Raw genomic sequence first — 25,768 nt, forward strand, 5'->3', positions numbered from 1 at the left:
GGAATTCGAGGTCCCGCCGCTCACGGGCCACCGGTTCCGGCGTTTCATCCAGCCCCGGCGACGCTCCCCGGCCTCGCCCCACGGGGCCGTCCCCCTCCCCCAAGTACGGAAACGCGATGTCGGTCACGGTGGATTCAGCATCAGCGAAGGACAGCAGGCCGCGCAGGTGGCTGCGCGGCCCCCGGCCGCAGGCGGTGCCGGTCCTCGTCGCGAGACTCGGCGTACTCGTCGGGCTGTTCGACGTCGCCGGCGGGATCTTCCCGCGCTTTCGGCACAGTGCCCTGCACTCGGCGATGCAGGTGCTCCCCGGCACCGTCGGCCCGTTCGCCGCCGCGCTCGCACTCGGCTCCGGCGTACTGCTGCTCCTGCTCGCGCACGGGCTGCGGCGCGGCAAACGGCGCGCCTGGCGGGCCGCGGTCGTCCTGTTGCCGATCGGCGCGGCGGCCCAGTTCGTCCACCGGCACTCGGTGCTCGGCGTCCTCATCCCGGTACTCCTGCTCGCCCTGCTGCTCCGGCACCGCGACCAGTTCCGGGCCCTGCCCGACCCGCGCGGCCGCTGGTGGGCCCTGGCCAACTTCCTTGTGCTCGCGCCGGTTTCGGTGGGCCTCGGCCTGGTCGTGGTCAGCGCCCACCCGGGACCGGCCGTCGGCGTTCCGTCACTGACGGAGCGTCTGCGGCACGTGCTGTACGGCCTGTTCGGCATGGAGGGCCCCGTCGACTACACGGGCTACACCTCCTGGACGGTGGGCTTCTCCCTCGGCGCGCTCGGCCTGATCACCGCGCTCACCACCGCGTACCTCGCCTTCCGCCCCGAACACCCGGTCGCCCGGCTCAGCGCGGACGACGAGGAGCGGCTGCGCGGGCTCCTGGCCCGGCACGGCAGCCGCGACTCGCTCGGCCGGTTCGCGCTGCGCCGCGACAAGGCGGTGGTCTTCTCGCCGAGCGGCAAGTCCGCCGTCTGCTACCGCGTGGTGTCCGGCGTGATGCTCGCCAGCGGCGACCCGATCGGCGACGTCGAGGCCTGGCCCGGCGCCATCGAACGGTTCATGGCCGAGGCCAAGGCCCACTCCTGGACGCCCGCCGTGATGGGCTGCTCGCGCACCGGCGGCGAGGTGTGGACCCGCGAGAGCGGCCTGGACGCCCTGGAACTCGGCGACGAGGCCCTGGTCGACGTCGCCGACTTCTCCCTTTCCGGCCGCGCCATGCGCAACGTACGCCAGATGGTCAAACGCATCGAACGCGCCGGCTACGAGACGAAGGTACGCCGCGTCCGCGACGTCGACGCCGACGAACTGGCCCGCATCCGCCGCGCCGCCGAGGACTGGCGCGGCACCGACACCGAACGCGGCTTCTCCATGGCGCTGGGCCGCATCGGCGACCCCGCCGACGCCGACTGCCTGATCGCCACCGCCCACCGCCCGGACGAAGTCCCGGGCCCTTACGGCGACTTGAAGGCGATCCTGCACTTCGTCCCGTGGGGCGAGGACGGCGTCTCCCTCGACCTGATGCGCCGCGACCGCGCCGCCGACCCCGGCATGAACGAACTCCTCATCGTCGCCGCCCTGCACGCCGCCACCGGCCTCGGCATCGCCCGCGTCTCCCTCAACTTCGCCATGTTCCGCTCCGCCCTGGCCCGCGGCGAACAACTCGGCGCGGGCCCCGTCTCCCGCGCCTGGCGCTCCCTGCTCGTCTTCCTCTCCCGCTGGTTCCAGATCGAGTCCCTCTACAAGTTCAACGCCAAGTTCCGCCCTCGCTGGGAACCCCGCTTCGTCATCTTCCGCTCGACCAACGACCTGCCACGGATCGGGCTCGCGGCCATGCGGGCGGAGGGGTTCGTGAACTTCGGGGTGCCGGGGATTGTGCGGAGGGTGGTGCGGGGGCCTCGGGATTGTGCGCATGGCGGGCAAGCGGTGGCATACGTCACATCGATGAAGGCCGGAAACTCTGTGTCAGCGGGCAACCACACCAAAACGGAGCCCCTCTTGGCAGTTGACCACCAACACTGACCAATAGGGGGAGCAATGCCCACCACACGGAACCGAGTTGTGCGAAGAACCGGGATGGTTGTCTGCGCTCTGCTCGCCGCGACGGTGGCCGGGACCGTTCCAGCCGTTGCGGAAGGCGGCTGGCACAGCTACATCAAGGACTGGGGCGCCGATGCGGAGTCCCGACGCTGGACGGACAAGCACAAGGACTCTTCTCACACCACTGTCGAGTTCTCCGGTTGCGACTTCCACGGGGGAGGTGGCGTGGACCTCGAACTCAACCGCGTCAAGAACTACCTCCCGGACGTCAGCTACGGATGGGAGCCGAACAGGTGCAACACGTCGGACTGGGGCGAGGTCAAGACCGACGGACAGTTCTACTTCGTCAAGGTCAACAGCGGCAGGCTCGACGTCAAGTCCGTGACGACTAAGTACTAGCAGCAGGTACCGGCCCTGTCCGGCAAGTCTGCGGGACAGGGCCGGCCTTCGCGTCCCCATCTCCCCCTGGAACCCCCGTGCCCATCAAGACACTTGGCTGCTCCTTCGCCTACCGCGCACAGATCCCGGTACTGAACGCCCTCTCACTGGCATTCGACTCGGGCACCACCGTGCTCCTCGGCCCCAACGGCGCTGGGAAATCGACCCTGTTGAGCCTGGCTGCTTCCGCTCTGCGGCCCGATTCCGGTTCAGTGGCCCTCGGGCCACTCGACACGACCCGCCGCGCCGACCTGAAGGAGTACCGCCGCCGCGTCGGCTGGCTCCCTCAGCAGGTACGTCCCGTGCCCAGCCTGCGTGTTCGCGAACAGGTCGCGCACGCGGGCTGGTTGAAGGGCATGTCACGTCGCGCGGCCTGGGACGCGTCGGCCGGTGCGCTGGAACGTGTCGCGCTCACCGAGCTTGCCCAGCGACGCAGTTCGGAACTTTCCGGAGGGCAACTCCGCCGCCTGGGCATCGCGCAGGCCCTCGTACACAGCGCGGACGTCCTGCTCATGGACGAGCCCACGGCGGGTCTCGACCCCCTCCAGCGACGGGTGTTCAAGGAGCTCGTGACGAGCATCGCCAGCACCTCGAACACGGACGTGATCGTCTCCACCCATCAGACCGAGGACCTGGCCAATACATACGACCATGTCGTGGTCCTGGACGCGGGCGAAGTGCGCCACCAGGGCTCCGTGGCGTCGTTCTTCGGTCTGGCCCCGGCGGGGACCGCACCGGAGCATCGGGCGGAGACCGCGTACGCGGGTCTGATCACGGCGGAGGTGTGAGCATCGTGTACCTGCGTACTGTGCTGCGCACCTCCGTTGCGACCCGCGCCATGTTTGTGCTGATCCCCTGGCTGGTGTCCTACAGCGGCGGGCTCGTCGAGTGGATCGACGGCGGGTACTGGCTGTCGGTCACTGCCCAGAGCAATGTCCTCATCGCGTTCATCGCCCCCGCTTGTGCGGCCTCCGCGGCCTGGGAGGGCACGCGAGTGCGACGGTCCCGGATTCTGGAGGGCACGCCGGTTCGCTCGCCGGTGCGCATCGCCCTGTCCGCCGTCCTGCCGGTCTACGTCCTCGGTGCCGCGTCCGTCGTCCTCGCTCTCCTGCTGCTCCTCCCCGGGACCCCTGGCGCTCCGGACGGGAACTCGGTGGCGATTCTCGCCGTAGAAGCAGTGGTGGTCGCCGCGCACGTGGCAGTGGGTTACGTGCTCGGTCTCAGGCTCCCCCCGTTCCTCGCCGCCCCAGTGGCGCTGGTGACCAGCTTTCTGTGGATGGCCTTCCCCGCAGCCTTGCCGACGCCATGGCTTCGGCAGTTGAACGGCGCCAACCTGTCCGAGTGCTGTGCCCTCGACCAGACCCTCGCCCCCCGCGCGCTGCTCGCCCCCTCGGTCGTCGCCCTCGGGACAGTCGTCGCGGTTCTGCTGTGGATCTGGGCACAAGGACGGTTCCAACAGCTCCTGCTGGCCCCCTTGGCTGTCGGCATCACCCTGGCCGTGGCGGTGCCCATTGCCACCCCGCTGGGCCGCTCGCCGGCCCAGGCTCGCCCGGCCTCGGAACTCCGCTGCGAGGGCCGGGCTCCCGCTGTCTGTCTCTGGCCCGAGCAGCAGGCCTCGGCGGACCGCATCGGTCGCTGGGCCGCCCACGCAGACGCACGCCTGCGCACCATGGGGGTGCCCACAGCCGCACGCATCACGCCCCACAGCAGCGACCCGGCACAGGACGAGGTCCTGGGATTCGTGGCCTCCAAGGCCCTTTCCCACCAAACCCCGACGTGCGCCTTCAGCGGTGAGTGGCCCGGTAGTGACGCACAGGGCGCACTGGAGGCCTGGCTCCGGCTGACAGCCGGGCTCGATCCCAACTCCGTACAGGTCTCCAACGGCCTCGATGACACCCACCTCGCCGAGCAGGTGCGCAAGCTCCCGCTCCCCGCTCAGAAGCGCTGGTACGCACGCAACGAGCCCACCCTTCACACCTGTTCGAAGCAACCCGACCTCGACCCCGCCCACTTCGCGTCGGCAGATCAACCGGGCGCCTCATGATCTGGTGGCTGCGCATCCGTCTCATCCCGGCAGTCGTCCTGGCCCTGCTCCTCACCATGACCATGGGCGCCGCGGCCCCCTCCGCCACGGTCCCCGTGCCCGTACTGACCGGATCGCTCACCTTCTCCCTGCCGCTGCCGTTCCTGCTGCCCCTGCTGCCGGTCTGCCTGGCCGTGCACGGGCAGGCGCGCGGGGAGAGCGCGGCCGAGCGGGTGGCCGTGCGTTCGATGCCCCGGCTGGACGTGCTCGTCCTCTCCCTCCTGGTGGCCGCCGCGGCCCTGACCGGCGCGGTGGAGTCGGGCCCCGGCGACTGGCCGATGGGTATCGCGATGGCCCGCGACTTCGCCGGATACCTCGGCACCGCTCTGCTGGTCCGCTGGGTGGCCGGACCCGGCGTCGCCACGGTGTCCGTCGCCCTGCTCCCGTTCTGCTGTACGACCTTCGGGGTCAGCTCCGCCGGAGAGCCCGAGATCTGGGCCTGGCCTCTGCACGACCCCGACTCGCTGCCCGCCGCCACGGCCGCCCTCGTCCTCGTACTCGCCGGTCTCCTGGCCACCCTCCGTACACCGCTGACGGTTTTCCACCGGGCCGAAGTGTGAGGCGAGGCCCCGGCTCCAGACCCCGCCCCAAAGCCACCCCCGCCCCCACGGCCTAGGCTGAAGGCATGAGTACGTTGCGTGAACCCCATGAGCCCCGTGAGTCCCGTGAACCGCGGGGCGCCGGCGGACGCGGCCGGGTGATCCCCGGGCTGCCGGAGTGGGACCGCTGTGCCGTGATGGGCGTGGTGAACGTCACGCCCGACTCGTTCTCGGACGGGGGGCGGTTCTTCGAGGCCACCGTCGCGGTCAAGCACGGACTCGATCTGGTCGCGCAGGGCGCCGACCTGGTCGACGTCGGCGGAGAGTCGACGCGGCCGGGTGCCGCGCGGGTGGACGAGGACGAGGAGTTGCGCCGGGTCGTCCCGGTGGTGCGCGAGCTGGCCCTGGAAGGGGTCGCCGTCTCCGTCGACACCATGCGCGCCTCGGTGGCCGAACAGGCCCTGGCCGCCGGGGCGGTGCTGGTCAACGACGTCAGTGGAGGTCTGGCCGACAAGGCGATGGTTCCGGTGGTGGCCGCCGCCGGGGCGCCGTTCGTCGTCATGCACTGGCGCGGGTTCCTGGAGGGCGCGACGGTGCACGGCTCGTACCGGGACGTGGTCGGCGAGGTGGTCGACGAGCTGCGGGCGCGGGTGGACGCGGCCGTCGCGGGCGGGATCGCGCCGGAGCGGATCGTGGTGGACCCCGGACTCGGCTTCTCCAAGGAGGCCGAGCACGACCTGACGCTGCTCGCCCACCTGGACCGGCTGCACGCACTGGGCCACCCCCTTCTGGTGGCCGCCTCCCGCAAACGCTTCCTCGGCCGGGTCCTGGCCGGTCCGGGCGGCGCCCCGCCCCCGGCCCGCGAACGCGACGCGGCCACCGCCGCCGTCTCCGCCCTGGCCGCCGACCGGGGCGCCTGGGCCGTACGCGTCCACGAGGTGCGGGCCAGCGCGGACGCGGTACGCGTGACCCAGGCCGTGCACCAGGCCCGCACCGCCACCGCCGCCGCCACCGCCGACGCCGCCACCTCCACGACCTCCTCCGCCACCACCTCGGCGAAGACCACCACCTCGGCGAGGGCCACCGCCGAAAGCCCGGACGGGGGCAGCCAGTGACCTCGCGCACGGACACCGAGGACGTACAGCTGGCGAACACCGCCTTCTACGAGGCGATGGAGCGCGGTGACTTCGAGACGCTCTCGGATCTGTGGCTGGACTCCCCGCAGCCCTCGCCGGAGGGTGCGGCGGCGGGCGGCGAGGCGGTCCAGGTGTCCTGTGTGCACCCGGGCTGGCCGTTGCTGACCGGCCGCGGCGAGGTGCTCCGCTCGTACGCGCTGATCATGGCGAACACCGAGTACATCCAGTTCTTCCTGACCGATGTGCAGGTCTCGGTGCTCGCCGACACCGCGGTGGTGACCTGCACCGAGAACATCCTCAGCGGCGGTCCCGCCCCGGCCGAGGGCAGTGACCCCGGGCCGCTGCTCGGACAGCTCGTCGTCGCCACGAACGTCTTCCGCCGCACCCCCGACGGCTGGAAGCTCTGGACCCACCACGCCTCCCCGGTCCTCGCCGAGACCGACGACGAGGGCCCGGAGGGCCCTGACGCGGGCGGGCCCGGCGAGGGCGGCGACTCGCTGCTGTAGCAAGGCCCGTAGTGGGTAGGGGGTAGGAGCAGGGGGCGGGGCACCCCGTGCTCCGGGGCTGTCACAGGCCACGGGTAGATTCGACGGCATACGCCCGTACGAGGCGGTCGGGGGTGACCCGGCCGTTCACAGCCGGGGGGCCGGTGCGGCCGCCCGCCCAGAAGACCGCAGGAGTGATCCGAGTGGATCGTGTCGCGCTGCGTGGCCTGAGGGCCCGCGGGCACCACGGTGTCTTTCCGGAGGAACGCGAGAAGGGCCAGACCTTCGTCGTGGACCTCGTTCTCGGCCTCGACACCCGGCCCGCGGCGGCCACCGACGACCTGACCAGAACCGTCCACTACGGAGTGGTGGCCGAGGAGGTCGTGGGGATCGTCGAGGGCGACCCGGTCGATCTGATCGAGACACTCGCCGAACGCATCGCACAGTCCTGCCTCGCCCACGAAGCGGTCGAGGAGGTGGAGGTCTGCGTCCACAAACCCGAGGCGCCGATCACCGTCCCCTTCGACGACGTGACCGTCACCATCACCCGGAGCCGAGCATGAGCGTCCTTCCCACGGATCCCGGCGAGCAGCCCGCGGTGCAGAGCGACCCGACCGTGCAGCCGGTGCCCGCCTCGGTGGTGGAGACGGTCGACGCCGCCGACACCACCCTCAGCAACCCGCGCAGCGCCGTGCTCTCGCTGGGCAGCAACCTCGGCAACCGCCTGGAGACCATCCAGGGCGCGGTCGACGCCCTGGAGGACACCCCGGGCGTACGCGTCAAGGCGGTCTCCGCCGTGTACGAGACCCAGCCCTGGGGCGTCGACCCGGACAGCCAGCCCAGCTACTTCAACGCCGTGATCGTGCTGCGCACCACCCTGCCGCCGAGTTCGCTCCTGGAGCGGGCCCAGGCCGTCGAGGAGGCCTTCGACCGGGTACGGCACGAACGCTGGGCGGCCCGCACCATCGACGTCGACATCGTCGCCTACGCGGACGTCGTCTCCGACGATCCCGTACTGACCCTGCCGCATCCGCGGGCCCACGAGCGCGCCTTCGTGCTCGTGCCCTGGCTCGATGTGGAGCCCGAGGCCGAGCTGCCCGGCCGGGGCCCGGTGGCCGCTCTCCTGGAGACCGTCACCCGCGAAGGCATCGTGGCGCGGCCGGATCTGGAACTCAGGCTGCCGGAATAGTCGTTAGGGTCGTGAGGCGGTCGCGGCACGGCGGAGTCGTGCGAGCGGCCGCGACACGGTGGGACGGTCGTGAGGCGGTCGCGACACCGCGGGCGCGACAGGCGCACGACGGGCGCTGCGAGAGGACGAAGTGGAACAGCTGCGCATCAGGCCACTGGTCGGGGTCTTCCTCGGGGCCGGACTGCTGTGCTGGGCCGGCGCCCGGCTCTGGAACTCCGTGGGCACCCTGCCGAGGGTCCCGCTGGCCGCCCCGATCGTGCTCGCCGCGATCGCCGCCATCCTGCTCGCCACCGCCCTGTCGCTGCGCGCCCGCCTCAAGGCCCAGCGCGAACGCCGCCCCGGCGCCAAGGGCGTGGACCCGATGATGGCCGCCCGCGCGGTGGTCTTCGGCCACGCGAGCGCCCTGGTCGCCGCCCTCGTCGCGGGCATGTACGGCGGCACGGGCGTCTTCCTCCTGGAGTACCTGGAGGTCCCCGCCCGCCGCGACCAGGCGTACTACGCCGGGGCCTCCGTCCTCGCGGGCATCGGTGTGATCGCCGCCGCGTTCTTCCTGGAGCGGGTCTGCAAGCTCCCGGAGGACGACGACAACGGCAGCGACGGCGCGGGGGCCGCACCCCTGGTGTGAGCCCGCGGCACCCCGTGGCACCCCGCGGTATGCGGAATCCCACCCCCGCCTCGGGCCCCGCGCGGGCACCGGATAGATTCCCTACGCACGGTGTGCTGTCATGCGCACACAGTTCGCTCCGGGGGGAAGTCGCCAGACCATGACCACGCCGCCACCGCAGTATCCGTACGGGCAGGCGCCGCAGCAGCCTTACGGCGGGCCGCCTCCATACGGACAGGTTCAGCAGCCGCCGTACGGGCAGGGGCCGATGGGGCCGGGCGGCACCCCGTATGCGCAACCGCCCGCTCCCCCGCACTACGGCCATCCGGCGCCCGGGCCGTACGGACAGCCGGGACCGCTGGTCCCCCCGCAGGGGCCCGGGAGGCGACCGCCCGGTTTCGGATGGGGCTGGCTGCCGCCCACTCCCGAGGAGAATCGCCGACGGAAGCGGAGGCTGATGATCGGGGGCGGCGTGATGGTGCTCGTGATCGGCGGGATGATCACCCTTGCCGTCCTGAGCGGCGAACCCACCAAGTACGCCGAGGACGCGAAGGTGGGCGACTGCATCGAGTACTTCGACGTCTACAACGAAAGGGCCGCGGTCAAGGTGGTCGACTGCGACGACCGAGAAGCCCGGTACAAGGTCACGGCCCGCATCGAGGAGAACTTCGTCACCGACAATGCCGCTCGGGCCGCATGCGACAGCGAGACAGGCCGCAATTGGGACAGGATGTGGCACCAGTACCAAAGTCGACGCGTGAGCGACAACTTCGCCCTGTGCATGAAGAACCTGCCGAACACCTGACCTGCCGCGCGCAGCTGCGGCACATCGCGTCCCGGGCTCGTCTCCCCACCGCGCCCCTACAAGGCCGTCACCGCGCCAGAATCAGACTCATCGCCTCGGCCCGAGTAGCCGCGTCCCGCAGCTGCCCCCGTACCGCCGACGTCGTCGTCTTGGCGCCGGGCTTGCGGACGCCGCGCATCGTCATGCACATGTGCTCGCACTCGACGACCACGATGACGCCGCGCGGCTCCAGGATCTCCATCAGGGAGTCCGCGATCTGGGTGGTCAGACGTTCCTGCACCTGAGGGCGGCGGGCGTAGACGTCGACCAGGCGGGCGAGCTTGGACAGGCCGGTGATCTTGCCGTCGGTGGACGGGATGTAGCCGACGTGGGCCACGCCGACGAACGGCACCAGGTGGTGCTCACAGCTGGACATCACCTCGATGTCCTTGACCAGGACCATCTCGTCGTGACCGAGGTCGAAGGTCGTGGTGAGGACGTCCTCGGGCCTTTGCCACAGGCCCGCGAAGATCTCCCGGTACGCCCGGGCCACCCGGGCCGGGGTCTCCCTGAGTCCCTCGCGGTCCGGGTCCTCGCCGACCGCGATGAGCAGTTCCCGCACGGCGTCCTGCGCCCGCTTCTCGTCGAAGGTGCCTATCGCGCCCTCGCCGTCCAGCGTCACCGGGTCGGTCATCTGTGCCTCGTTCCTCGAACTGATCAGGTGCGGACATACACGGATGCCGCGTCCACCAGGCTAGAACCTGGCGAACGCGGCATCCATTCCGGGCCTGTGCGAACCCTCACACAAGGTCGCCGTGAGCCGTGATTTCCCGGCCGGGCGGAGCCTTGGGGAGGTATCAGGACTCGGGGCGTTCCTCCGGCGCGGGGCTCGCCTCCGGCTTCGTCAGCGGCGAGGCGTCGGCCGGGGTCGTACCGGCGGGTCCCGGGCCCACCGCCGGGGTGCCGTTCGCACCGTTCGTCAGCGACAGCTCCTTGGGGGAGAGCACCGGCGGACGGGTCGAGGGCGTACGGCGGGAGGATCCGGTCCACGCCGGGCGGGCCGGGCGCTTGATGATGTGGGCGAAGACCTCGGCGATCTCCTCCTTGCCGAGGGTCTCCTTCTCGAGGAGCGCGAGCACGAGGTTGTCCAGGACGTCCCGGTTCTCGACCAGGATCTCCCACGCCTCGTTGTGCGCGTTCTCGATGAGCTGCTTGACCTCTTCGTCGACGAGCGCGGCGACCTCTTCCGAGTAGTCGCGCTGGTGCGCCATCTCCCGGCCCAGGAAGGGCTCGGTGTTGTCGCCGCCGAACTTGATCGCGCCGAGGCGCTCGGTCATGCCGTACTGCGTGACCATCGCGCGGGCCGTCGCCGTGGCCTTCTCGATGTCGTTGGCCGCACCCGTGGTCGGGTCGTGGAAGACGAGCTCCTCCGCCGCGCGCCCGCCCAGCATGTACGCGAGCTGGTCGAGCATCTCGTTGCGCGTGGTGGAGTACTTGTCCTCGTCGGGCAGCACCATCGTGTAGCCGAGGGCACGGCCGCGGGACAGGATGGTGATCTTGTGGACCGGGTCGGAGTTCGGTGAGGCCGCCGCGACCAGGGCGTGTCCGCCCTCGTGGTACGCGGTGATCTTCTTCTCCTTGTCCGACATGATCCGGGTCCGCTTCTGCGGTCCGGCCACCACACGGTCGATCGCCTCGTCGAGCATGTGGTTGTCGATCAGCTTGCGGTCGCTGCGCGCGGTGAGCAGGGCGGCCTCGTTGAGGACGTTGCTCAGGTCGGCACCGGTGAAGCCCGGCGTACGGCGCGCGACGGCCGACAGGTCGACGTCCGGGGCGACCGGCTTGCCCTTCTGGTGAACCTTGAGGATCTCCAGACGGCCCTGCATGTCGGGCCGGTCGACCGCGATCTGACGGTCGAAACGGCCGGGACGCAGCAGTGCGGGGTCGAGGATGTCGGGCCGGTTGGTGGCGGCGATCAGGATGACGCCGCCCTTCACGTCGAAGCCGTCCATCTCGACGAGCAGCTGGTTGAGCGTCTGCTCGCGCTCGTCGTGACCGCCGCCGAGTCCGGCACCGCGGTGGCGTCCCACGGCGTCGATCTCGTCGACGAAGACGATGGCCGGGGCGTTCGCCTTGGCCTGCTCGAACAGGTCGCGGACCCGGGAGGCACCGACACCGACGAACATCTCGACGAAGTCGGAACCGGAGATCGAGTAGAACGGCACGCCCGCCTCGCCCGCCACGGCACGGGCGAGCAGGGTCTTGCCGGTTCCGGGCGGACCGTAGAGAAGCACGCCCTTGGGAATCTTGGCGCCGACGGCCTGGAACTTCGCGGGCTCCTGGAGGAATTCCTTGATCTCGTGGAGTTCCTCGACAGCCTCGTCGGAGCCCGCCACATCGGCGAACGTCGTCTTCGGGGTGTCCTTGGTGATGAGCTTGGCCTTGGACTTCCCGAAGTTCATGACTCGGGAGCCGCCGCCCTGCATCTGGTTCATCAGGAACAGGAAGACGACCACGATGAGGACGAACGGAAGCAGCGAGAGCAGAATCCCGACGAACGGGTTCTGCTTCGACGGCGAGACCGTGTAGCCCTCGGGAATCTGGTCGCTCTGGTACTTGGCCTGAAGGTCCTTGGCGAGCGTGACGCCCTGGTCGCCGATGTAGCTCGCCTGGATCTTGGAGCTGCCCTCGACCTTCTCGCCCTTTTTGAGCTCGACCTTGATCGTCTGCTCGTCACCGGTGGTCAGCTTGGCCGACTTCACCTGGTTCTCGCTGATGGCCTTGACGACCTGGCCGGTGTCCACCGTCTTGTAGCCGCCGGAAGAACCGACGACCGTCATCAACACGACCACGGCGAGGACGGCCAGCACGATCCACATGACCGGCCCACGGAAGTATCGCTTCACGTCCATCCATACGGAGCGGTGCCGCCCCGTCCCTCCTGCCATAGTGAGTTTGATAAAGAAGTGTTCTTCGGACGGTACCCCAGCATTGTCACCCGTAGCTCCGGGGACGGTCGCCAATTCCGCCTTCCACCGTCCAACGGCCCGGGGGCGGCAAGGGTTCCCGGCTCCGGAAGCGGGGCCAAGCGGACGAACGATCCCGCCCGTCCGACGCCGTCGCCCGGAACGGCCGCCCTACGGCGAGACGTTCGGCCGCAGTGACGTTCAGCCGCCGTAGACGTGCGGGGCCAGCGTGCCGACGAAGGGCAGGTTGCGGTACTTCTCGGCGTAGTCGAGGCCGTAGCCGACGACGAACTCGTTGGGGATGTCGAAGCCGACCCACTCGACGTCGATGGCGACCTTCGCGGCGTCCGGCTTGCGCAGCAGCGTGCACACCTTCAGCGAGGCGGGCTCGCGCGAACCGAGGTTGGAGATCAGCCAGGACAGGGTGAGCCCGGAGTCGATGATGTCCTCGACGATCAGGACGTGCTTGCCCTTGATGTCGGTGTCGAGGTCCTTGAGGATGCGCACCACCCCGGAGGACTGGGTGCCCGCGCCGTACGAGGAGACGGCCATCCAGTCCATGGTCAGGGGGGTGGACAGGGCGCGGGCCAGGTCGGCCATGACCATCACGGCGCCCTTGAGGACACCGACGATGAGCAGGTCCTTCCCCGCGTACTCCTCGTCGATCGCCCCGGCCAGTTCGGCCAGTTTGGCGTCGATCTCTTCCTTGGTGATGAGCACCGACTTGAGGTCGGTGCCCATGTCTTTCGCGTCCACCCGCATCACTTTCGGTCGTCCCAGCGGCTCTGCGAGGCCACCCCGGTCACGGTGGCTCGTTGTCAGCCTTGCCGGATGACCAGTCTGCCACCCTGCCGCTGCGCCACGACTTTGCCCGGCAGGTTGATGGCGCCCTGGCCGCGCCAGCCGGTGATCAGCCGGTCGATCTCCTCGATGTGACGGGCGAACAGCGAGCCCGCAGGCGCGCCCGCGTCGATGGCCGCGCGGCGCAGCACCCGCCGCCGCACCGCGGGCGGCAGCGCGAAGAGCTTGGCGCACTCCAGGAGTCCGGTGTCGTCGCACACGGTCCGAGCGGCGCGGGCGGCCCACTCGTCGAGCGCGTCCGCGTCGTCGCGGGACAGCTGGGCCGTACGGGCGAGGGCCTCGACAACTCCCTTGCCGAGCGCCTTCTCCAGCGCGGGCAGTCCTTCGTGCCGCAGCCGGGAGCGGGTGTACGCGGGGTCGCTGTTGTGCGGGTCGTCCCAGACCTGGAGCGACTGCACCATGCAGGCCCGGCGGGCGGTCTGGCGGTCGAGCTGCAGGAACGGGCGGCGGTAGCGCGCGGGCGCGCCGGGGCCGCCGGACACCTCGGCCATGCCGGACAGCGAGCGGATGCCGGAGCCGCGGGCGAGGCCGAGCAGCACGGTCTCCGCCTGGTCGTCGCGGGTGTGGCCGAGCAGGACGGCGCACGCGCCGTGCCGGTCGGCGGCCGCGTCCAGGGCGGCGTAGCGCGCGTCACGGGCGGCGGCCTCGGGACCGCCGGTGGGGCGGGCCCGGCCGGGGGCGGGCAACGGGGCGCCGGGGGCGGGCGAGGGGTCGGCGCCGTGGGCGACGCGGTGGGGTGCGCCGACATCGACCGCGACGGACTCGACCGGGTCGAGCCCGAGTGTCCGCATGCGCTCGACGACCTCGGCGGCCCGGAGCACGGAGCCCTCCTGGAGGCCGTGGTCGACGGTGACGCCACCGGCGCGGACGCCGAGCTTGGGGGCCTCGAAGGCGAGGGCGGAGGCGAGCGCCATGGAGTCGGCGCCTCCGGAGCAGGCCACCAGGACGAGGGGGCCGGGCGGTGGGCCGGGAGGAGCGGCGGGGCGTGCGTTGAGGATGTCGTGCAGTGTGCGGCGGACCGCCAGGCGTATCGCCGCGACCGCGGGGTGGGGACCCATGTCCGGTTCCCTTCGTCAGGGTTCGGGGTTGTGCCTCGGGCGCTCGGCGGGCCGTCCGGAGGTCGGCCCTCGCGAGCACCTCCGGCGACCCATGTCACGCAGAGTGCCTAGATGGTGACAGAACCGGGACGCTCCCCGAGCATTGCACGCCATGCCGCCGGTCACGGTCCCTCGGAAGGGTGATTACGAGGGCGCCTTACTGCCTGGGGACGGGCTCCCGTCAGGAGTCTGCCTTACGGTGCACCCTCGCGATCCAGTCCGCCGGTTTGGCGATCTCGGACTTCGTGGGCAGCGTGTTCGGCGAGGTCCAGACCCGGTTGAAGCCGTCCATGCCCACCTCCTCCACCACGGCCCGTACGAAGCGTTCGCCGTCGCGGTACTGGCGCAGCTTCGCGTCGAGGCCGAGCAGCTTGCGCAGGGCCGCGTCCAGCCGGGAGGCGCCCTTGGCGCGGCGCTGCTGGAACTTCTCGCGGATCTCCGCGACGGACGGCACGACCTGCGGTCCCACCCCGTCCATGACGTAGTCCGCGTGCCCCTCCAGGAGGGACATGACGGCGGTGACCCGGGCGAGGATCTCCCGCTGGGCGGGGGTCTGCACGAGTTCGACCAGGGAGCGCGAGGTGTCGCCCTGCTCGCCCTCGGGGCGACCGCCCGCCAGGGACTGCGCGGCCTCCCTGATGCGTTCCAGGACGGTCATCGGGTCGACCTCGGTCTCGCCGAGAAACGACTGAATCTCGCCCTCCAGATGGTCCCTGAGCCAGGGCACCGCGGAGAACTGGGTGCGGTGGGTCTCCTCGTGCAGGCAGACCCAGAGCCTGAAGTCGTGCGGCTGGACGTCGAGTTCACGCTCGACGTGCACGATGTTGGGCGCGACGAGCAGCAGCCGCCCGCCGTTCGCACCGGCCGGGAGCTGCCGGGTCGGCGGCGCGAAGGTCTCGTACTGGCCGAGCACCCGGGAAGCCAGGAAGCTCAGCAGCATGCCGAGTTCGACGCCGGTGACCTTGCCGCCGACCGCGCCGAGCACGGCGCCGCCGGGGCCGGAGCCGCGACGGTCCTGCATCTTGTCGAGCAGCGGGCTGAGGATCTGCCTGAAGCCCGCGACGTTGGCGCGTACCCAGCCGGGCCGGTCGACCACCAGGACGGGGGTGTCGTGCACCTCGTCGCCGCCCATGCGGGTGTACGCGCGGACGTGCTCCTCGGCGGACTTGGCGTGCCGGCGCAGCTCGGCGACGACGGCCCTGGCCTCCTCGCGGCTCACCTCCGGACCCGGCCGCACCAGCCGCGTCGCGGTCGCCACCGCGAGATTCCAGTCGACCATCCCCGAAGCTGCGGCACCACCGATGCTCGTCATGCGTCAACCGTACGTGCTCGGGGCTCCGTACGGTGGGGGTTGGACGCCCGGGAGCGCGCGGGCGCACGGCCACCCGCCAGGCGCCGCCGGACGCGCCGTTCGCCACCGGGCGCGCCCCCCGGCGTGGCCACCGGGTTCACGCCGGTGCGGCTACCTGCAGCCGCACCGCGCCAGCGCCGAGGCCATCGCGTCCATCGTGGCCTGGGTTTCGCCCGGCGCCGTGGAACCGGCGGTCATGAAGGCGAAGACGAGCAGGCGCCCGTCCCGGTCGACCACGGTCCCGGCGAGTGTGTTCACGCCGGTCAGGGTGCCGGTCTTGGCGCGTACGACACCGGTGCCCGCGCGCTGGGCGGCGGCCCCGTAGCGGTTGGTCAGGGTCCCGCTGAACCCGGCGACCGGCAGCCCGGTGAGGACCGGCCTCAGTTCGGGGCGGGCCGGGTCGGCGGCGCGGGACAGCATCGCGGTGAGCAGCCCGGCACTCAGGCGGCCCTCGCGGTCGAGTCCGCTGCCGTCGGCGAACCGGGCGCCGCGCAGCGGCAGTTTCAGCGAGGCGAGCTCCTCGTGCAGGGCCTTGGCGGAGCCGGAGAAGCTGGCAGGGCGGTGCCGGGCGAGGGCGACCTGGCGGGCCAGGGCCTCGGCGATGTCGTTGTCGCTGTGCGTCAGCATCCGCTCGACGAGGTCGGACAGCGGCGGCGAGGACACCGAGGCGAGAGGCTTGGCCTTCGCCTCGCGCGGCGCGGTGGCGGCGTAGGGCTTGCCCTTGGCGGTGATGCCGTGATCCTTCAGCAGGGCGGCGAAGGTGCGGGCGGCGTCGGCGGCCGGGTCGGTGCCGCGTTCGGCGGTGCCGCCGGTGGAGTCGTCGAGCCGGGCCTGGTCGACCATCAGCGGGCCGACCGGGGCGAGGTTCTCGTTGCGCCCGATCGGGTGCCAGGGGGTGCCGCTGTACAGGGAGGTGTCGTAGGCAAGGCCGACCGTGCGCAGGCCCCGCTCGCGCAGTTCCTTCGCGGTGGCCGCGGCGAGGGTGCGCAGGCTGGCGTTGCCCTTGGCCTCGGTCCGGGCGGTGAGCGTGGGGTCGCCGCCGCCGACCAGGGTGAGCCGGGTGCCGGGGCCGAGCACGGTGCGGGTGGTGAGCCTGTGGTCGGGTCCGGCCGCGGAGAGGGCGGCGAGGCCGGTGGCGATCTTGGTGGTGGAGGCGGGCGTGAGGGCGGTGCCCGCGCCCTTTCCGTACAGGCTGCGGCCGGTGCCTGCGTCGACCACCGAGACGGCGCGCTGCGCGCCGAGCGAGCGCTGCGAGAGCAACGGCCTCAGTACGGTGGACAGTTGGCGTCCGGCAGGGCCGTTCGCGACATCGGGCCGGGAGCCGAGCGACTCCAGAACGGGGGGCGCGCTGGGCGCGGGCCGGGCCTCGCCGGGTGCGCCGGGGGCGCCGTGATCTGCACCACCCGTGCTCTTCTGGGCAACCGCGCGCTCGTTCTCGGCCTTACGCTGACCCGTGGCGTCCCAGGGCCCTGCCACCGCGACCAGCCCGGCCGACAGCACCAGGCCGGTGACGGCCGCACCCACCGTGAACCGGCGGGCGGTGAGGTCGTCCAGCCGCATTGCACACCGCTTCACCAGCGGCCAAGGCCGCAGCCGAGGCTTGAGCTCTGGCACGACGTCCAGCCCCTTTCGCGATCACACACCTGCGTGAGGGACACTTAATCACCCGAAGTATGTGTTGATCATGGAGGAGCCACCGGTGGAGTTCGACGTCACGATCGAGATCCCGAAGGGTTCGCGAAACAAGTACGAGGTGGACCACGAGACCGGTCGGATCCGCCTGGACCGTCGCCTCTTCACCTCGACCAGCTACCCGGCCGACTACGGCTTCGTCGAGAACACCCTCGGCGAGGACGGCGACCCGCTGGACGCACTGGTCATTCTGGAGGAGCCGACGTTCCCCGGCTGCCTCATCAAGTGCCGCGCGATCGGCATGTTCCGGATGACCGACGAGGCGGGCGGCGACGACAAGCTGCTCTGCGTCCCGGCCTCGGACCCGCGCGTGGAGCACCTGCGCGACATCCACCACGTCTCCGAGTTCGACCGCCTGGAGATCCAGCACTTCTTCGAGGTCTACAAGGACCTGGAGCCCGGCAAGTCCGTCGAGGGCGCCGACTGGGTCGGCCGTACCGAGGCCGAGGCCGAGATCGACCGCTCGTACAAGCGCGCCCAGGAGCAGGGCGGCCACTGACCGCCTCCCGCGTCCGCCGCGAAGGCTCCGTCCTCCCGGGAGGACGGAGCCTTTGACGTTCTGCCGCGCCGCGACGGGGTACGCATACTGGTCGTACGCGGCCGGGCCCGAAACGGAACCCCGGCCCGTACGCACGGAGGTGGCACGGAGCGGCGCGTGAACAGGAGTCGTCGGGCAGGTGATGGACCAGGAACCGGAAGACCGCAAACCGCAGTCGGACGAGGCGCACAGCGCCTTCTCCCAGCCCGCCGGGGTACTGCCGGTGGACACCGGACCCGAGGACGAGTCGCAGACGACCTCGGAGTTCGCCGTCCCCGCGGGCCTCGCGGCGCCGTCGGCGCATCCGGAACCCGAGGGCTCCGCCTTCACCGCCCCGCACGGGCAGCTCGCCCGCCCCGCTTTCACTCCGCCGGGCGGGATACCGGTCATCCGGGTTCCCAAGGAGGAGCCCTGGCAGGACCGGATGCGCACCATCCTGCGGATGCCGGTCGCCGAGCGCCCGGTGGTCGAGGCGCTCCAGAAGCACGACGAGGAGTCCGGCCCGGCCGTCCCGCGCGTGCTCGACCTCACCCTGCGTATCGGCGAACTCCTGCTCGCGGGCGGCGAGGGCGCCGAGGACGTGGAGGCCGCGATGTTCGCGGTCTGCCGCTCGTACGGCCTGGACCGCTGCGAGCCCAATGTCACCTTCACCCTGCTGTCGATCTCGTACCAGCCCTCGCTGGTGGACGACCCGGTCACCGCCTCGCGCACGGTGCGCCGCCGGGCCACCGACTACACCCGGCTCGCGGCCGTCTTCCACCTCGTACGCGATCTCAGCGACCGCGACGTGGAGGTCTCCCTGGAGGAGGCGTACCACCGTCTGTCGGAGATCCGCCGCAACCGGCACCCCTATCCCGGCTGGGCGCTGACCGTCGCCAGCGGACTGCTCGCGGCCTCGGCCTCGGTGCTCGTCGGCGGTGGTCTGCTCGTCTTCGTCTCGGCGTTCCTCGGCGCGATGCTCGGCGACCGTCTCGCGTGGCTGTGCGCGGGACGCGGACTGCCCGAGTTCTACCAGTTCGTGGTGGCCGCGATGCCGCCCGCGGCGATGGGCATCGCGCTCACGCTCTTCCACGCGGATGTGCGCGCCTCGGCCGTGATCACCGGTGGCCTGTTCGCGCTGCTGCCGGGAAGAGCCCTGGTCGCGGGCGTCCAGGACGGGCTCACCGGCTACTACATCACCGCCTCCGCCCGCCTGCTCGAAGTGCTGTACTTCTTCGTCGCCATCGTCATCGGGGTACTGACGGTGCTGTACTTCGGTGTCCGTACCGGAGCCAAGCTGAACCCGGACGCGGCCCTGCTCACCGTGGAGCGGCCGTACTGGCAGATCCTCGCCTCGATGTCGCTCTCGCTGGCCTTCGCGATCCTGCTCCAGCAGGAGCGCTCGACCGTCCTCATGGTGACCCTCAACGGCGGTGTGGCCTGGGTGGTCTACGGCGCCATGCATCTCGCCGGGGACATCTCACCGGTGGCCTCGACGGCGGTCGCGGCCGGTCTGGTCGGCCTGTTCGGACAGCTCTTCTCGCGCTACCGGTTCGCCTCGGCGCTGCCGTACGTCACAGCCGCGATCGGCCCGCTGCTGCCAGGTTCGGCGACCTACTTCGGTCTGCTCGGCGTCGCCCAGAGCGACCTCGACCAGGGCCTGACCTCGCTCAGCCAGGCGATCGCCACCGCGATGGCGATCGCGATCGGCGTGAACCTCGGTTCGGAGATCTCCCGGCTGTTCATCCGGGTGCCGGGGGCGGCCACCCGCCGGGCGGCGAAGCGGACGCGCGGTTTCTGAGACCCGCGCCCGCCCGCGAGCCCCCGAGCCCGTACGGCTCAGCGGTACGGCTCAGCGCTTGGCGTGCCGCCCGCGCCCGGTGCCGGGCCGGGGCGCCGTCGACTGGTTCGGCGCGGCCGACTGGTTCGGGTCGGCGTGGTGCTCGGCGGTGCTCCCCTGCGAACCCGTACCGGCGCCGGGTCCCTGCGCAGTGGGGGCGGGGCCCTCCTTCTTCGCCTTGGAGCGCGCCCGCAGGTACTCGACGACGATCGGGACGACCGAGATGAGCACGATGAGGATCAGGATCGGCTCGACGTTCTTCTCGACGAACTCGTGCTTGCCGAGCCAGGCGCCGAGCAGGGTGACGCCCGCGCCCCACAGCACGCCGCCGAGGATGTTGAAGGTGAGGAACGAGCGGTAGGCCATGTTGCTCACGCCCGCGATGATCGGCGTGAAGGTGCGCACGATCGGTACGAAGCGGGCCAGGACCAGCGACTTGGGGCCGTGCTTCTCGAAGAACTCGTGCGCCTTGGCGACGTTCTCCTGCTTGAACAGCCTGGAGTCGGGCCGGTTGAACAGGGCGGGCCCGACCTTCTTGCCGAACAGATAGCCCGCCTGGTCACCGAGGATCGCGGCCAGGCTGATCAGTACGCAGGCCGCCCACAGCGGCACGTCCAGCTTGCCGGTGGTGATCAGCAGACCGGTGGTGAACAGGAGCGAGTCGCCCGGCAGGAAGAAGCCGATGAGCAGGCCCGACTCGGCGAAGACGATGACGAGCAGACCGATCAGCCCGAACTGGTCGAGCAGATAGTCCGGGTCCAGCCAGCTGGGGCCGAGCGCGAGCGTCGTCACGGTTGAGTGCTCCTGGGAGTGTGTGGGCCGGCAGGCGTCCGGTCCGCCGCCCCAAAGCTATCAACGCCGGGTTACGGCGGCCGGTTCCCCACCTCCCCCCTCCCGGCCGCCCCCGCTCCCCTTACGTGCGCCGCTCACGTGCGCTTTACGTGCGCCGCTCACGTGCGCTGCTTACTCGCGAAGTAACTTGTGCCACTTACTCGCGAAGTAACCTGCGCCGCTTACTTGCTCAGTAACTCGCGTCGCTTACTCGCGCAGTTACTTGTGCCGCTCCGCGTTGGCGAGGATCGCCTCCCGCGTGTACGCGGCGAGCCCTTCACGGGCCTTGTCGATGTTCTGCGTGAACCGCTCGTCGGAGACATACATCTCACCGAGGCAGGTGTGCATCTCGTGCGAGCAGGTGTAGTGGTTGCGGTCGATCCACAGCCGGTGCTCCTCGGCCACGTCCATCGCCGCCCCGGACCGTGCGCTCTCGTCCGCGTCCATCAGCGCCACGAACCGCTCGTTGATCTCGCCCGCCTCGCGCTGGATCCGCTGCCAGTCCTCCTTGGTGTACGAGGCGCTGCGCCGCCGGGACTGGGCGTAGGCGTCGGTGTCGCCCCAGCGCTGCTCCACCTCCTCGGCGTAGTCGTCCGGGTCGAAGTCGCCGAAGACCTCGAACTTCTCCTCGGGGGTCAGATTGATGCCCATTCTCCGTGCCTCCATCGCGGTCTCGACCGCGGCGGCCATCCTCTGCAGCTTCTCGATCCGTCCGGTCAGCAGCCGGTGCTGACGGCGCAGCTGTTCGAGCGGATCGGCGGCAGGGTCGTCGAGCACCGCCGCGACCTCGTCGAGGGGGAAGCCGAGCTCCCGGTAGAACAGGATCCGCTGGAGCCGGTCGAGATCGACGTCCAGGTAGCGCCGGTGCCCCGCACCGCTGCGCGCTCCCGGGCTGAGCAGCCCGATCTCGTCGTAGTGGTGCAGCGTGCGCACCGTGACCCCGGCGAACGCGGCGACCTGTCCCACCGAGTAACTCATGGCCTCGCCCTTCCCTTCTCGGTACGTGCCCCAGGCTGCTTCCTCACGTCGCGTGAGGTGCAAGTCCCGCTTAGCGTGGCCGTATCCGTGATGTTGATCTGACTCTCCGTGACCGAGGAGCGATCGTGCCGCTGCACCGAGGAACCCCGGAGACCGGCGACCGCCCGCTCAGCGTGAACCCCTTCTTCGGCCGGGCCAACCCCGCGGCCGGACTGACCGCGGCCCCGCCCAAGCACCGGCTCCCCGACGAGGCCATGCCGCCCGAGACCGCGTTCCGCCTGGTCCACGACGAGCTGATGCTGGACGGCAACTCCCGCCTGAACCTGGCCACCTTCGTGACCACCTGGATGGAGCCGCAGGCAGGCGTGCTGATGTCGGAGTGCCGCGACAAGAACATGATCGACAAGGACGAGTACCCGCGTACGGCGGAGCTGGAGCGCCGCTGCGTGGCCATGCTCGCCGACCTGTGGCACGCGCCCGACCCGACCGCGACGGTGGGCTGCTCGACCACCGGCTCCAGCGAGGCGTGCATGCTCGCGGGCATGGCGCTCAAGCGCCGCTGGGCGAATCGCAACGCGGAGCGCTACCCCTCGCGCGAGGCGCGGCCGAACCTGGTGATGGGCGTCAACGTCCAGGTCTGCTGGGAGAAGTTCTGCGATTTCTGGGAGGTCGAGGCCCGCCTGGTCCCGATGGAGGGGGACCGCTTCCATCTGGACCCGGAGGCCGCCGTCGCGCTCTGCGACGAGAACACCATCGGCGTCGTCACCGTCCTCGGCTCCACCTACGACGGTTCCTACGAGCCGGTCGCCGAGACCTGCGCGGCACTCGACGCCCTCCAGGAGCGCACCGGCCTCGACATCCCGGTCCACGTCGACGGCGCCTCCGGCGCGATGGTCGCCCCGTTCCTCGACCCCGACCTGGTCTGGGACTTCCGCCTGCCGAGGGTGGCCTCGATCAACACCTCGGGCCACAAGTACGGCCTCGTCTACCCGGGCGTCGGCTGGGCGCTGTGGCGCTCGGCCGCCGAACTGCCCAAGGAACTCGTCTTCCGGGTCAACTACTTGGGCGGCGACATGCCCACCTTCGCGCTGAACTTCTCCCGCCCCGGGGCCCAAGTGGTCGCCCAGTACTACACGTTCATGCGACTGGGCATGGACGGCTACCGCGCCGTGCAACAAGCCTGCCGCGACATCGCCACCCGCCTCGCCGACCGCATCGGCGCCCTGGACGAGTTCCGCCTGCTGACCCGCGGCGACCAGCTCCCGGTCTTCGCGTTCACCACGGCCGACGGCATCCGCTCCTTCGACGTCTTCGACGTCTCCCGCCGCCTGCGCGAACACGGCTGGCTGGTCCCCGCGTACACCTTCCCGGCCCACCGCGAGGACCTCTCCGTCCTCCGCGTCGTCTGCCGCAACGGCTTCTCCGAGGACCTCGCGACCCTGTTCTACGAGGACCTGGAGCGGATGCTGCCCGAACTCCACGCCCAGCCACGGCCGTTGACGCGGGACCGGGGGGCGGCCACGGGGTTCCATCACTGAGAACCCCGCACCCGCACCCCGACCGAGCAAGCGAGCGACCGAGCGACCGCGTCAACAGCCCTTTCTCTACGGCTCTCTGCGGCTCTCTGCGGCTCTCTGCGGCTCTCTGCGGCCGGTTACTTGCTCAACGCCCCGAACCTCCGCACAGCCAACGGAAAGAACACCGCCACGAGCGCCAACGGCCAGCACACAGCCAGCAGTTGCGCATGCTCGGCCGCCCACGAGCCCGACTGCACACCGCCCTCGTTGCCGAAGAGGTCACGTACCGCCGCAGCCGTTGCCGACATCGGGTTCCACTCGACCACCGGGCCGAGCCAGTCGGGCATGGAGCCGGGGGTCGCGAAGGCGTTGGAGAGGAAGCCGACCGGCCAGACCAGGATCTGTACGGCCTGGACGAGTTCGGGCTTTCCGGCGACCATCGCCAGGTGGATGCCGGTCCACAGCATCGCGAAACGCAGCATGAGCAGCAGGCCGAAGGCGGCGAGTACCGCGCCCGGGGAGCCGTGCCAGCGCCAGCCGATGGCGAGGCCGACGCCGGCCATCACCAGGAGCGCGGCGGCCGACTGGAGCATGTCGGCGGCGGCCCGGCCGACCAGTACCGCGCCGTTGGTCATCGGCATCGAGCGGAACCGGTCGATCACGCCCTTGTTGAGGTCCTGGGTCACCGCGAGCATGGTCGCCTCCAGGCCGAAGGCCATGGTCAGCGCGAGCATGCCGGGCACCAGGTAGTCGACGTACTCGCCCGCCACGCCGCGCCCGCCGCCCATCAGGAAGCCGAACATCAGCAGCAGCATCACCGGGAACGCCAGGTTCACCACGACCTGCACGGGCTGCCGTGCCCAGTGGGCGAGTTCGCGGCGGGTCATGGTCCAGGAATCGGTCAGGGCCCAGGTGTTCATACGGCTGCCTCCTCGGCTGCGACTGCCTCGGTGTCGTGCGTGAGGTGCAGGAACACCTCGTCGAGGGTGGGCCTGCGCACCGCCAGGTCCTGGGCCTCGATTCCGGCCGTACCGAGGGCGCGTACGGCCTCGGTCAGGGCGGCCATCCGGTCGGTGACGGGCGCGCTGACCAGGCGCCGGTCCGCGTCCACGATCATGCCGCCGGGGAGCAGCGCGGCGGCCTCGAAGAGCCGGTCGCCGTCCTTGAGGACGACGTCGATACGGTCGCCGCCGGTGCGCGACTTCAGTTCGTCCGCGGTGCCGTCGGCGACCACCCGGCCGTCGTCCAACAGCGAGATGCGGTCGGCCAGTTGATCGGCCTCCTCCAGGTACTGGGTGGTCAGCAGGACCGTGGTGCCACCGCCGACCAGGGAACGCACCGCCGACCACACCTCGGTCCGGCCACGGGGGTCGAGGCCGGTCGTCGGCTCGTCCAGGAACAGCACCCGGGGCTCGGTGATCAGCGAGGCCGCGAGGTCGAGCCGCCTGCGCATGCCGCCGCTGTACTGCTTGACCGCCTTGCGGCCGGTTTCGGCCAGGCCGAAGCGGGCCAGCAGCTCGTCCGCCCGCGTGCGCGCCCGGCGCGCGCCCAGGTGGTACAGCCGTCCGAACATCTCCAGGTTCTGCCACCCGGACAAGCCCTCGTCCAGGGCGGCATGCTGGCCGAGCAGACCGATCCGGCGCCGCACCTCGTCCGGTGTCCGCCGGACGTTCACGCCCGCGACCTCCACCCGGCCCGCGTCCGGCCGCAGCAGCGTCGCCAGAATCCGGACCAGGGTCGTCTTGCCCGCGCCGTTGGGTCCGAGCAGCGCGTGCACGGTGCCGGAGTCCACCCGCAGGTCCAGCCCGTCCAGCGCCCGCTTCTCGCCGTACCGCTTCGTCACGCCCTCGACGACAACCGCCGCCGGGACCGCTGTTTCCTTCATCCACGCCCTCCCACCACAAAGGGGACCAGCCCTCACACCCGGGCTAGTCAAACTTGAAGAGTGCCCGAAGGTAGTACCCGGGAGGCGATTGGTCAAACTTGATTAATAGGCAAGGGCGTCGAAGCGGTCAGTGGTCCGGCCGTCGGCCGTCGGCCGTCGGTCGAGTCACCGCGCGCGACGGCACCTCAGCGATCGTCTTCCGGATGCCGAACCCCACTCGCGTACGGGTTCTCCTCGCCCTCCGCCAGTACGGCCCGGAACGGCTCACCCTCCCCCGCGAAGGTGTACGCGCCGTTCTCGATACGGGAGATGAGGCCACGGGTCCACTCGGCGCCCGCGTCGGCGGAGTGCACCCAGAAGTTCATGATCTCGCCGATGTGCCCGAGCTGGCCGGGGCCGTCCTCCGGTACGTAGTGCGCGGTGACCGCGTTCCGCCATTCCTGGATCCCGGCGACCCGTTGCCGCAGCAGCGCGATCGCCTCCTCGCGCGGCAGGTCGACCAGGAAGCCGATGCCCGCCGAGATCACGTCCATGCCCTGGTCGTGCGAGGTGAGCGCCTGCCGCACCAGCGCGAGGAACTCCTGCTCACCCTCCTCGGTGAGCTCGTACTCGGTGCGCGGTGGCCCGCCCGCGGTGGACGGCGCGATCTCGTGCGCGCGCAGCAGTCCCTGCTTCGCCATCTGCTTCAGGGCGTGGTAGATCGAGCCCGGCTTGGCGTTGGACCACTCGTGGGCGCCCCAGTACTCCAGGTCGTTGCGGACCTGGTAGCCGTGTGCGCGCCCGTGCTGGCGGACCGCGCCGAGGACGAGCAGACGGATCGCAGACATGGGCACAAGAGTAGGCGTTGCGCAAGTGGCCACGGGTGGCGGCCGAACGCCGACCGGACGCGGACCCGAGGCCGCCCCGACGCCGACCAGACTCCCGCCCGGAGGGAATTCGTCCCTGGTGGAC

Annotated in this window: 25 protein-coding genes; 14 read left to right on the forward strand and 11 right to left on the reverse strand. The window is 70.9% G+C overall.

The features are described 5' to 3' along the window. Positions 1–116: 116 nt before the first annotated feature. The 11 genes from HUT18_RS13600 (at position 117) to HUT18_RS13650 (ending at position 9,303) form a co-directional block, all read left to right on the forward strand. Positions 117–2,006: a phosphatidylglycerol lysyltransferase domain-containing protein gene (locus HUT18_RS13600; RefSeq protein WP_176100794.1), complete on the forward strand. Its 1,890-nt coding sequence runs from the start codon at positions 117–119 to the stop codon at positions 2,004–2,006. Between the two features lie 54 nt (positions 2,007–2,060). Further along, positions 2,061–2,423 carry a hypothetical protein gene (locus HUT18_RS13605; protein ID WP_176100796.1) on the forward strand — a complete coding sequence of 121 codons (363 nt, stop codon included), beginning with the start codon at positions 2,061–2,063 and terminating at the stop codon, positions 2,421–2,423. A gap of 77 nt (positions 2,424–2,500) precedes the next feature. Then, the gene (locus HUT18_RS13610; protein WP_176100805.1) at positions 2,501–3,250 is read left to right on the forward strand and encodes an ATP-binding cassette domain-containing protein; all 750 of its coding nucleotides are present in this window, start codon (positions 2,501–2,503) and stop codon (positions 3,248–3,250) included. A gap of 5 nt (positions 3,251–3,255) precedes the next feature. After that, positions 3,256–4,506 carry a hypothetical protein gene (locus HUT18_RS13615; RefSeq protein WP_176100807.1) on the forward strand — a complete coding sequence of 417 codons (1,251 nt, stop codon included), beginning with the start codon at positions 3,256–3,258 and terminating at the stop codon, positions 4,504–4,506. Continuing rightward, complete coding sequence (locus tag HUT18_RS13620; protein WP_176100809.1) at positions 4,503–5,105, forward strand: hypothetical protein; 603 nt, start codon at positions 4,503–4,505, stop codon at positions 5,103–5,105. The genes HUT18_RS13615 and HUT18_RS13620 overlap by 4 nt, the downstream gene beginning before the upstream one ends. Positions 5,106–5,170: 65 nt before the next feature. After that, on the forward strand, positions 5,171–6,199 hold the full coding sequence (gene folP / locus HUT18_RS13625) for a dihydropteroate synthase (protein WP_254878582.1): 1,029 nt from the start codon (positions 5,171–5,173) through the stop codon (positions 6,197–6,199). Further along, positions 6,196–6,726, forward strand: a complete 531-nt coding sequence (locus HUT18_RS13630; protein ID WP_176100811.1) for a nuclear transport factor 2 family protein — start codon at positions 6,196–6,198, stop codon at positions 6,724–6,726. The genes folP and HUT18_RS13630 overlap by 4 nt, the downstream gene beginning before the upstream one ends. 182 nt (positions 6,727–6,908) lie before the next feature. Further along, positions 6,909–7,268, forward strand: a complete 360-nt coding sequence (gene folB / locus HUT18_RS13635; protein ID WP_254878583.1) for a dihydroneopterin aldolase — start codon at positions 6,909–6,911, stop codon at positions 7,266–7,268. Continuing rightward, positions 7,265–7,894, forward strand: a complete 630-nt coding sequence (gene folK, locus HUT18_RS13640) for a 2-amino-4-hydroxy-6-hydroxymethyldihydropteridine diphosphokinase (RefSeq protein WP_176100814.1) — start codon at positions 7,265–7,267, stop codon at positions 7,892–7,894. Before folB ends, folK begins: the two co-directional genes overlap by 4 nt. A gap of 130 nt (positions 7,895–8,024) precedes the next feature. Then, the gene (locus HUT18_RS13645; protein ID WP_176100816.1) at positions 8,025–8,519 is read left to right on the forward strand and encodes a DUF3180 domain-containing protein; all 495 of its coding nucleotides are present in this window, start codon (positions 8,025–8,027) and stop codon (positions 8,517–8,519) included. A 436-nt stretch (positions 8,520–8,955) separates the two neighbouring features. Further along, complete coding sequence (locus HUT18_RS13650) at positions 8,956–9,303, forward strand: hypothetical protein (RefSeq protein ID WP_176100818.1); 348 nt, start codon at positions 8,956–8,958, stop codon at positions 9,301–9,303. A gap of 67 nt (positions 9,304–9,370) precedes the next feature. Here the strand turns inward: HUT18_RS13650 and folE are convergent, their stop codons facing one another. The 6 genes from folE to dacB form a co-directional block, all read right to left on the reverse strand. Beyond that, positions 9,371–9,976 carry a GTP cyclohydrolase I FolE gene (folE, locus tag HUT18_RS13655; protein WP_176100820.1) on the reverse strand — a complete coding sequence of 202 codons (606 nt, stop codon included), beginning with the start codon at positions 9,974–9,976 and terminating at the stop codon, positions 9,371–9,373. 163 nt (positions 9,977–10,139) lie between these two features. Then, positions 10,140–12,194, reverse strand: coding sequence for an ATP-dependent zinc metalloprotease FtsH (gene ftsH, locus HUT18_RS13660; RefSeq protein ID WP_176104503.1), 2,055 nt, complete (start codon positions 12,192–12,194; stop codon positions 10,140–10,142). A gap of 255 nt (positions 12,195–12,449) precedes the next feature. Next, a complete protein-coding gene (gene hpt / locus HUT18_RS13665) occupies positions 12,450–13,010 on the reverse strand; it encodes a hypoxanthine phosphoribosyltransferase (RefSeq protein WP_176100822.1) in 561 nt (186 codons plus the stop codon). A 56-nt stretch (positions 13,011–13,066) separates the two neighbouring features. Further along, on the reverse strand, positions 13,067–14,167 hold the full coding sequence (tilS, locus tag HUT18_RS13670) for a tRNA lysidine(34) synthetase TilS (protein ID WP_176100831.1): 1,101 nt from the start codon (positions 14,165–14,167) through the stop codon (positions 13,067–13,069). A gap of 220 nt (positions 14,168–14,387) precedes the next feature. Further along, a complete protein-coding gene (locus HUT18_RS13675) occupies positions 14,388–15,518 on the reverse strand; it encodes a zinc-dependent metalloprotease (protein WP_176100833.1) in 1,131 nt (376 codons plus the stop codon). Between the two features lie 150 nt (positions 15,519–15,668). Continuing rightward, positions 15,669–17,117, reverse strand: coding sequence for a D-alanyl-D-alanine carboxypeptidase/D-alanyl-D-alanine-endopeptidase (gene dacB, locus HUT18_RS13680; protein WP_176100835.1), 1,449 nt, complete (start codon positions 17,115–17,117; stop codon positions 15,669–15,671). 139 nt (positions 17,118–17,256) lie between these two features. Here dacB and HUT18_RS13685 point away from each other — a divergent pair, with 139 nt between their 5' ends. Beyond that, on the forward strand, positions 17,257–17,748 hold the full coding sequence (locus tag HUT18_RS13685; protein ID WP_176104504.1) for an inorganic diphosphatase: 492 nt from the start codon (positions 17,257–17,259) through the stop codon (positions 17,746–17,748). Between the two features lie 181 nt (positions 17,749–17,929). Further along, positions 17,930–19,567, forward strand: a complete 1,638-nt coding sequence (locus tag HUT18_RS13690; protein ID WP_176100837.1) for a threonine/serine exporter ThrE family protein — start codon at positions 17,930–17,932, stop codon at positions 19,565–19,567. 51 nt (positions 19,568–19,618) lie between these two features. Here HUT18_RS13690 and HUT18_RS13695 read toward each other — a convergent pair whose 3' ends face one another. Both HUT18_RS13695 and HUT18_RS13700 read right to left on the reverse strand, forming a co-directional pair. After that, complete coding sequence (locus HUT18_RS13695; protein WP_176100839.1) at positions 19,619–20,398, reverse strand: DedA family protein; 780 nt, start codon at positions 20,396–20,398, stop codon at positions 19,619–19,621. Positions 20,399–20,656: 258 nt separating this feature from the next. Next, positions 20,657–21,415, reverse strand: coding sequence for a MerR family transcriptional regulator (locus tag HUT18_RS13700; protein WP_176100841.1), 759 nt, complete (start codon positions 21,413–21,415; stop codon positions 20,657–20,659). Between the two features lie 125 nt (positions 21,416–21,540). On the opposite strand from HUT18_RS13700, the gene HUT18_RS13705 reads away from it, so the two are divergent. After that, a complete protein-coding gene (locus HUT18_RS13705) occupies positions 21,541–22,953 on the forward strand; it encodes a glutamate decarboxylase (RefSeq protein ID WP_176100843.1) in 1,413 nt (470 codons plus the stop codon). 116 nt (positions 22,954–23,069) lie between these two features. Here HUT18_RS13705 and HUT18_RS13710 read toward each other — a convergent pair whose 3' ends face one another. From HUT18_RS13710 to HUT18_RS13720, 3 genes are all read right to left on the reverse strand, one after another. Beyond that, a complete protein-coding gene (locus HUT18_RS13710; RefSeq protein ID WP_176100845.1) occupies positions 23,070–23,852 on the reverse strand; it encodes an ABC transporter permease in 783 nt (260 codons plus the stop codon). Beyond that, positions 23,849–24,817 (reverse strand): ATP-binding cassette domain-containing protein, encoded by a 969-nt coding sequence (locus HUT18_RS13715; RefSeq protein ID WP_176100852.1) that lies wholly within the window; start codon positions 24,815–24,817, stop codon positions 23,849–23,851. Before HUT18_RS13715 ends, HUT18_RS13710 begins: the two co-directional genes overlap by 4 nt. A 185-nt stretch (positions 24,818–25,002) precedes the next feature. Continuing rightward, positions 25,003–25,644, reverse strand: coding sequence for a PadR family transcriptional regulator (locus HUT18_RS13720; protein ID WP_176100854.1), 642 nt, complete (start codon positions 25,642–25,644; stop codon positions 25,003–25,005). Positions 25,645–25,768: the final 124 nt, after the last annotated feature.

Source organism: Streptomyces sp. NA04227 (assembly GCF_013364195.1).
In the GTDB taxonomy this organism is placed as follows: Bacteria; Actinomycetota; Actinomycetes; order Streptomycetales; family Streptomycetaceae; genus Streptomyces.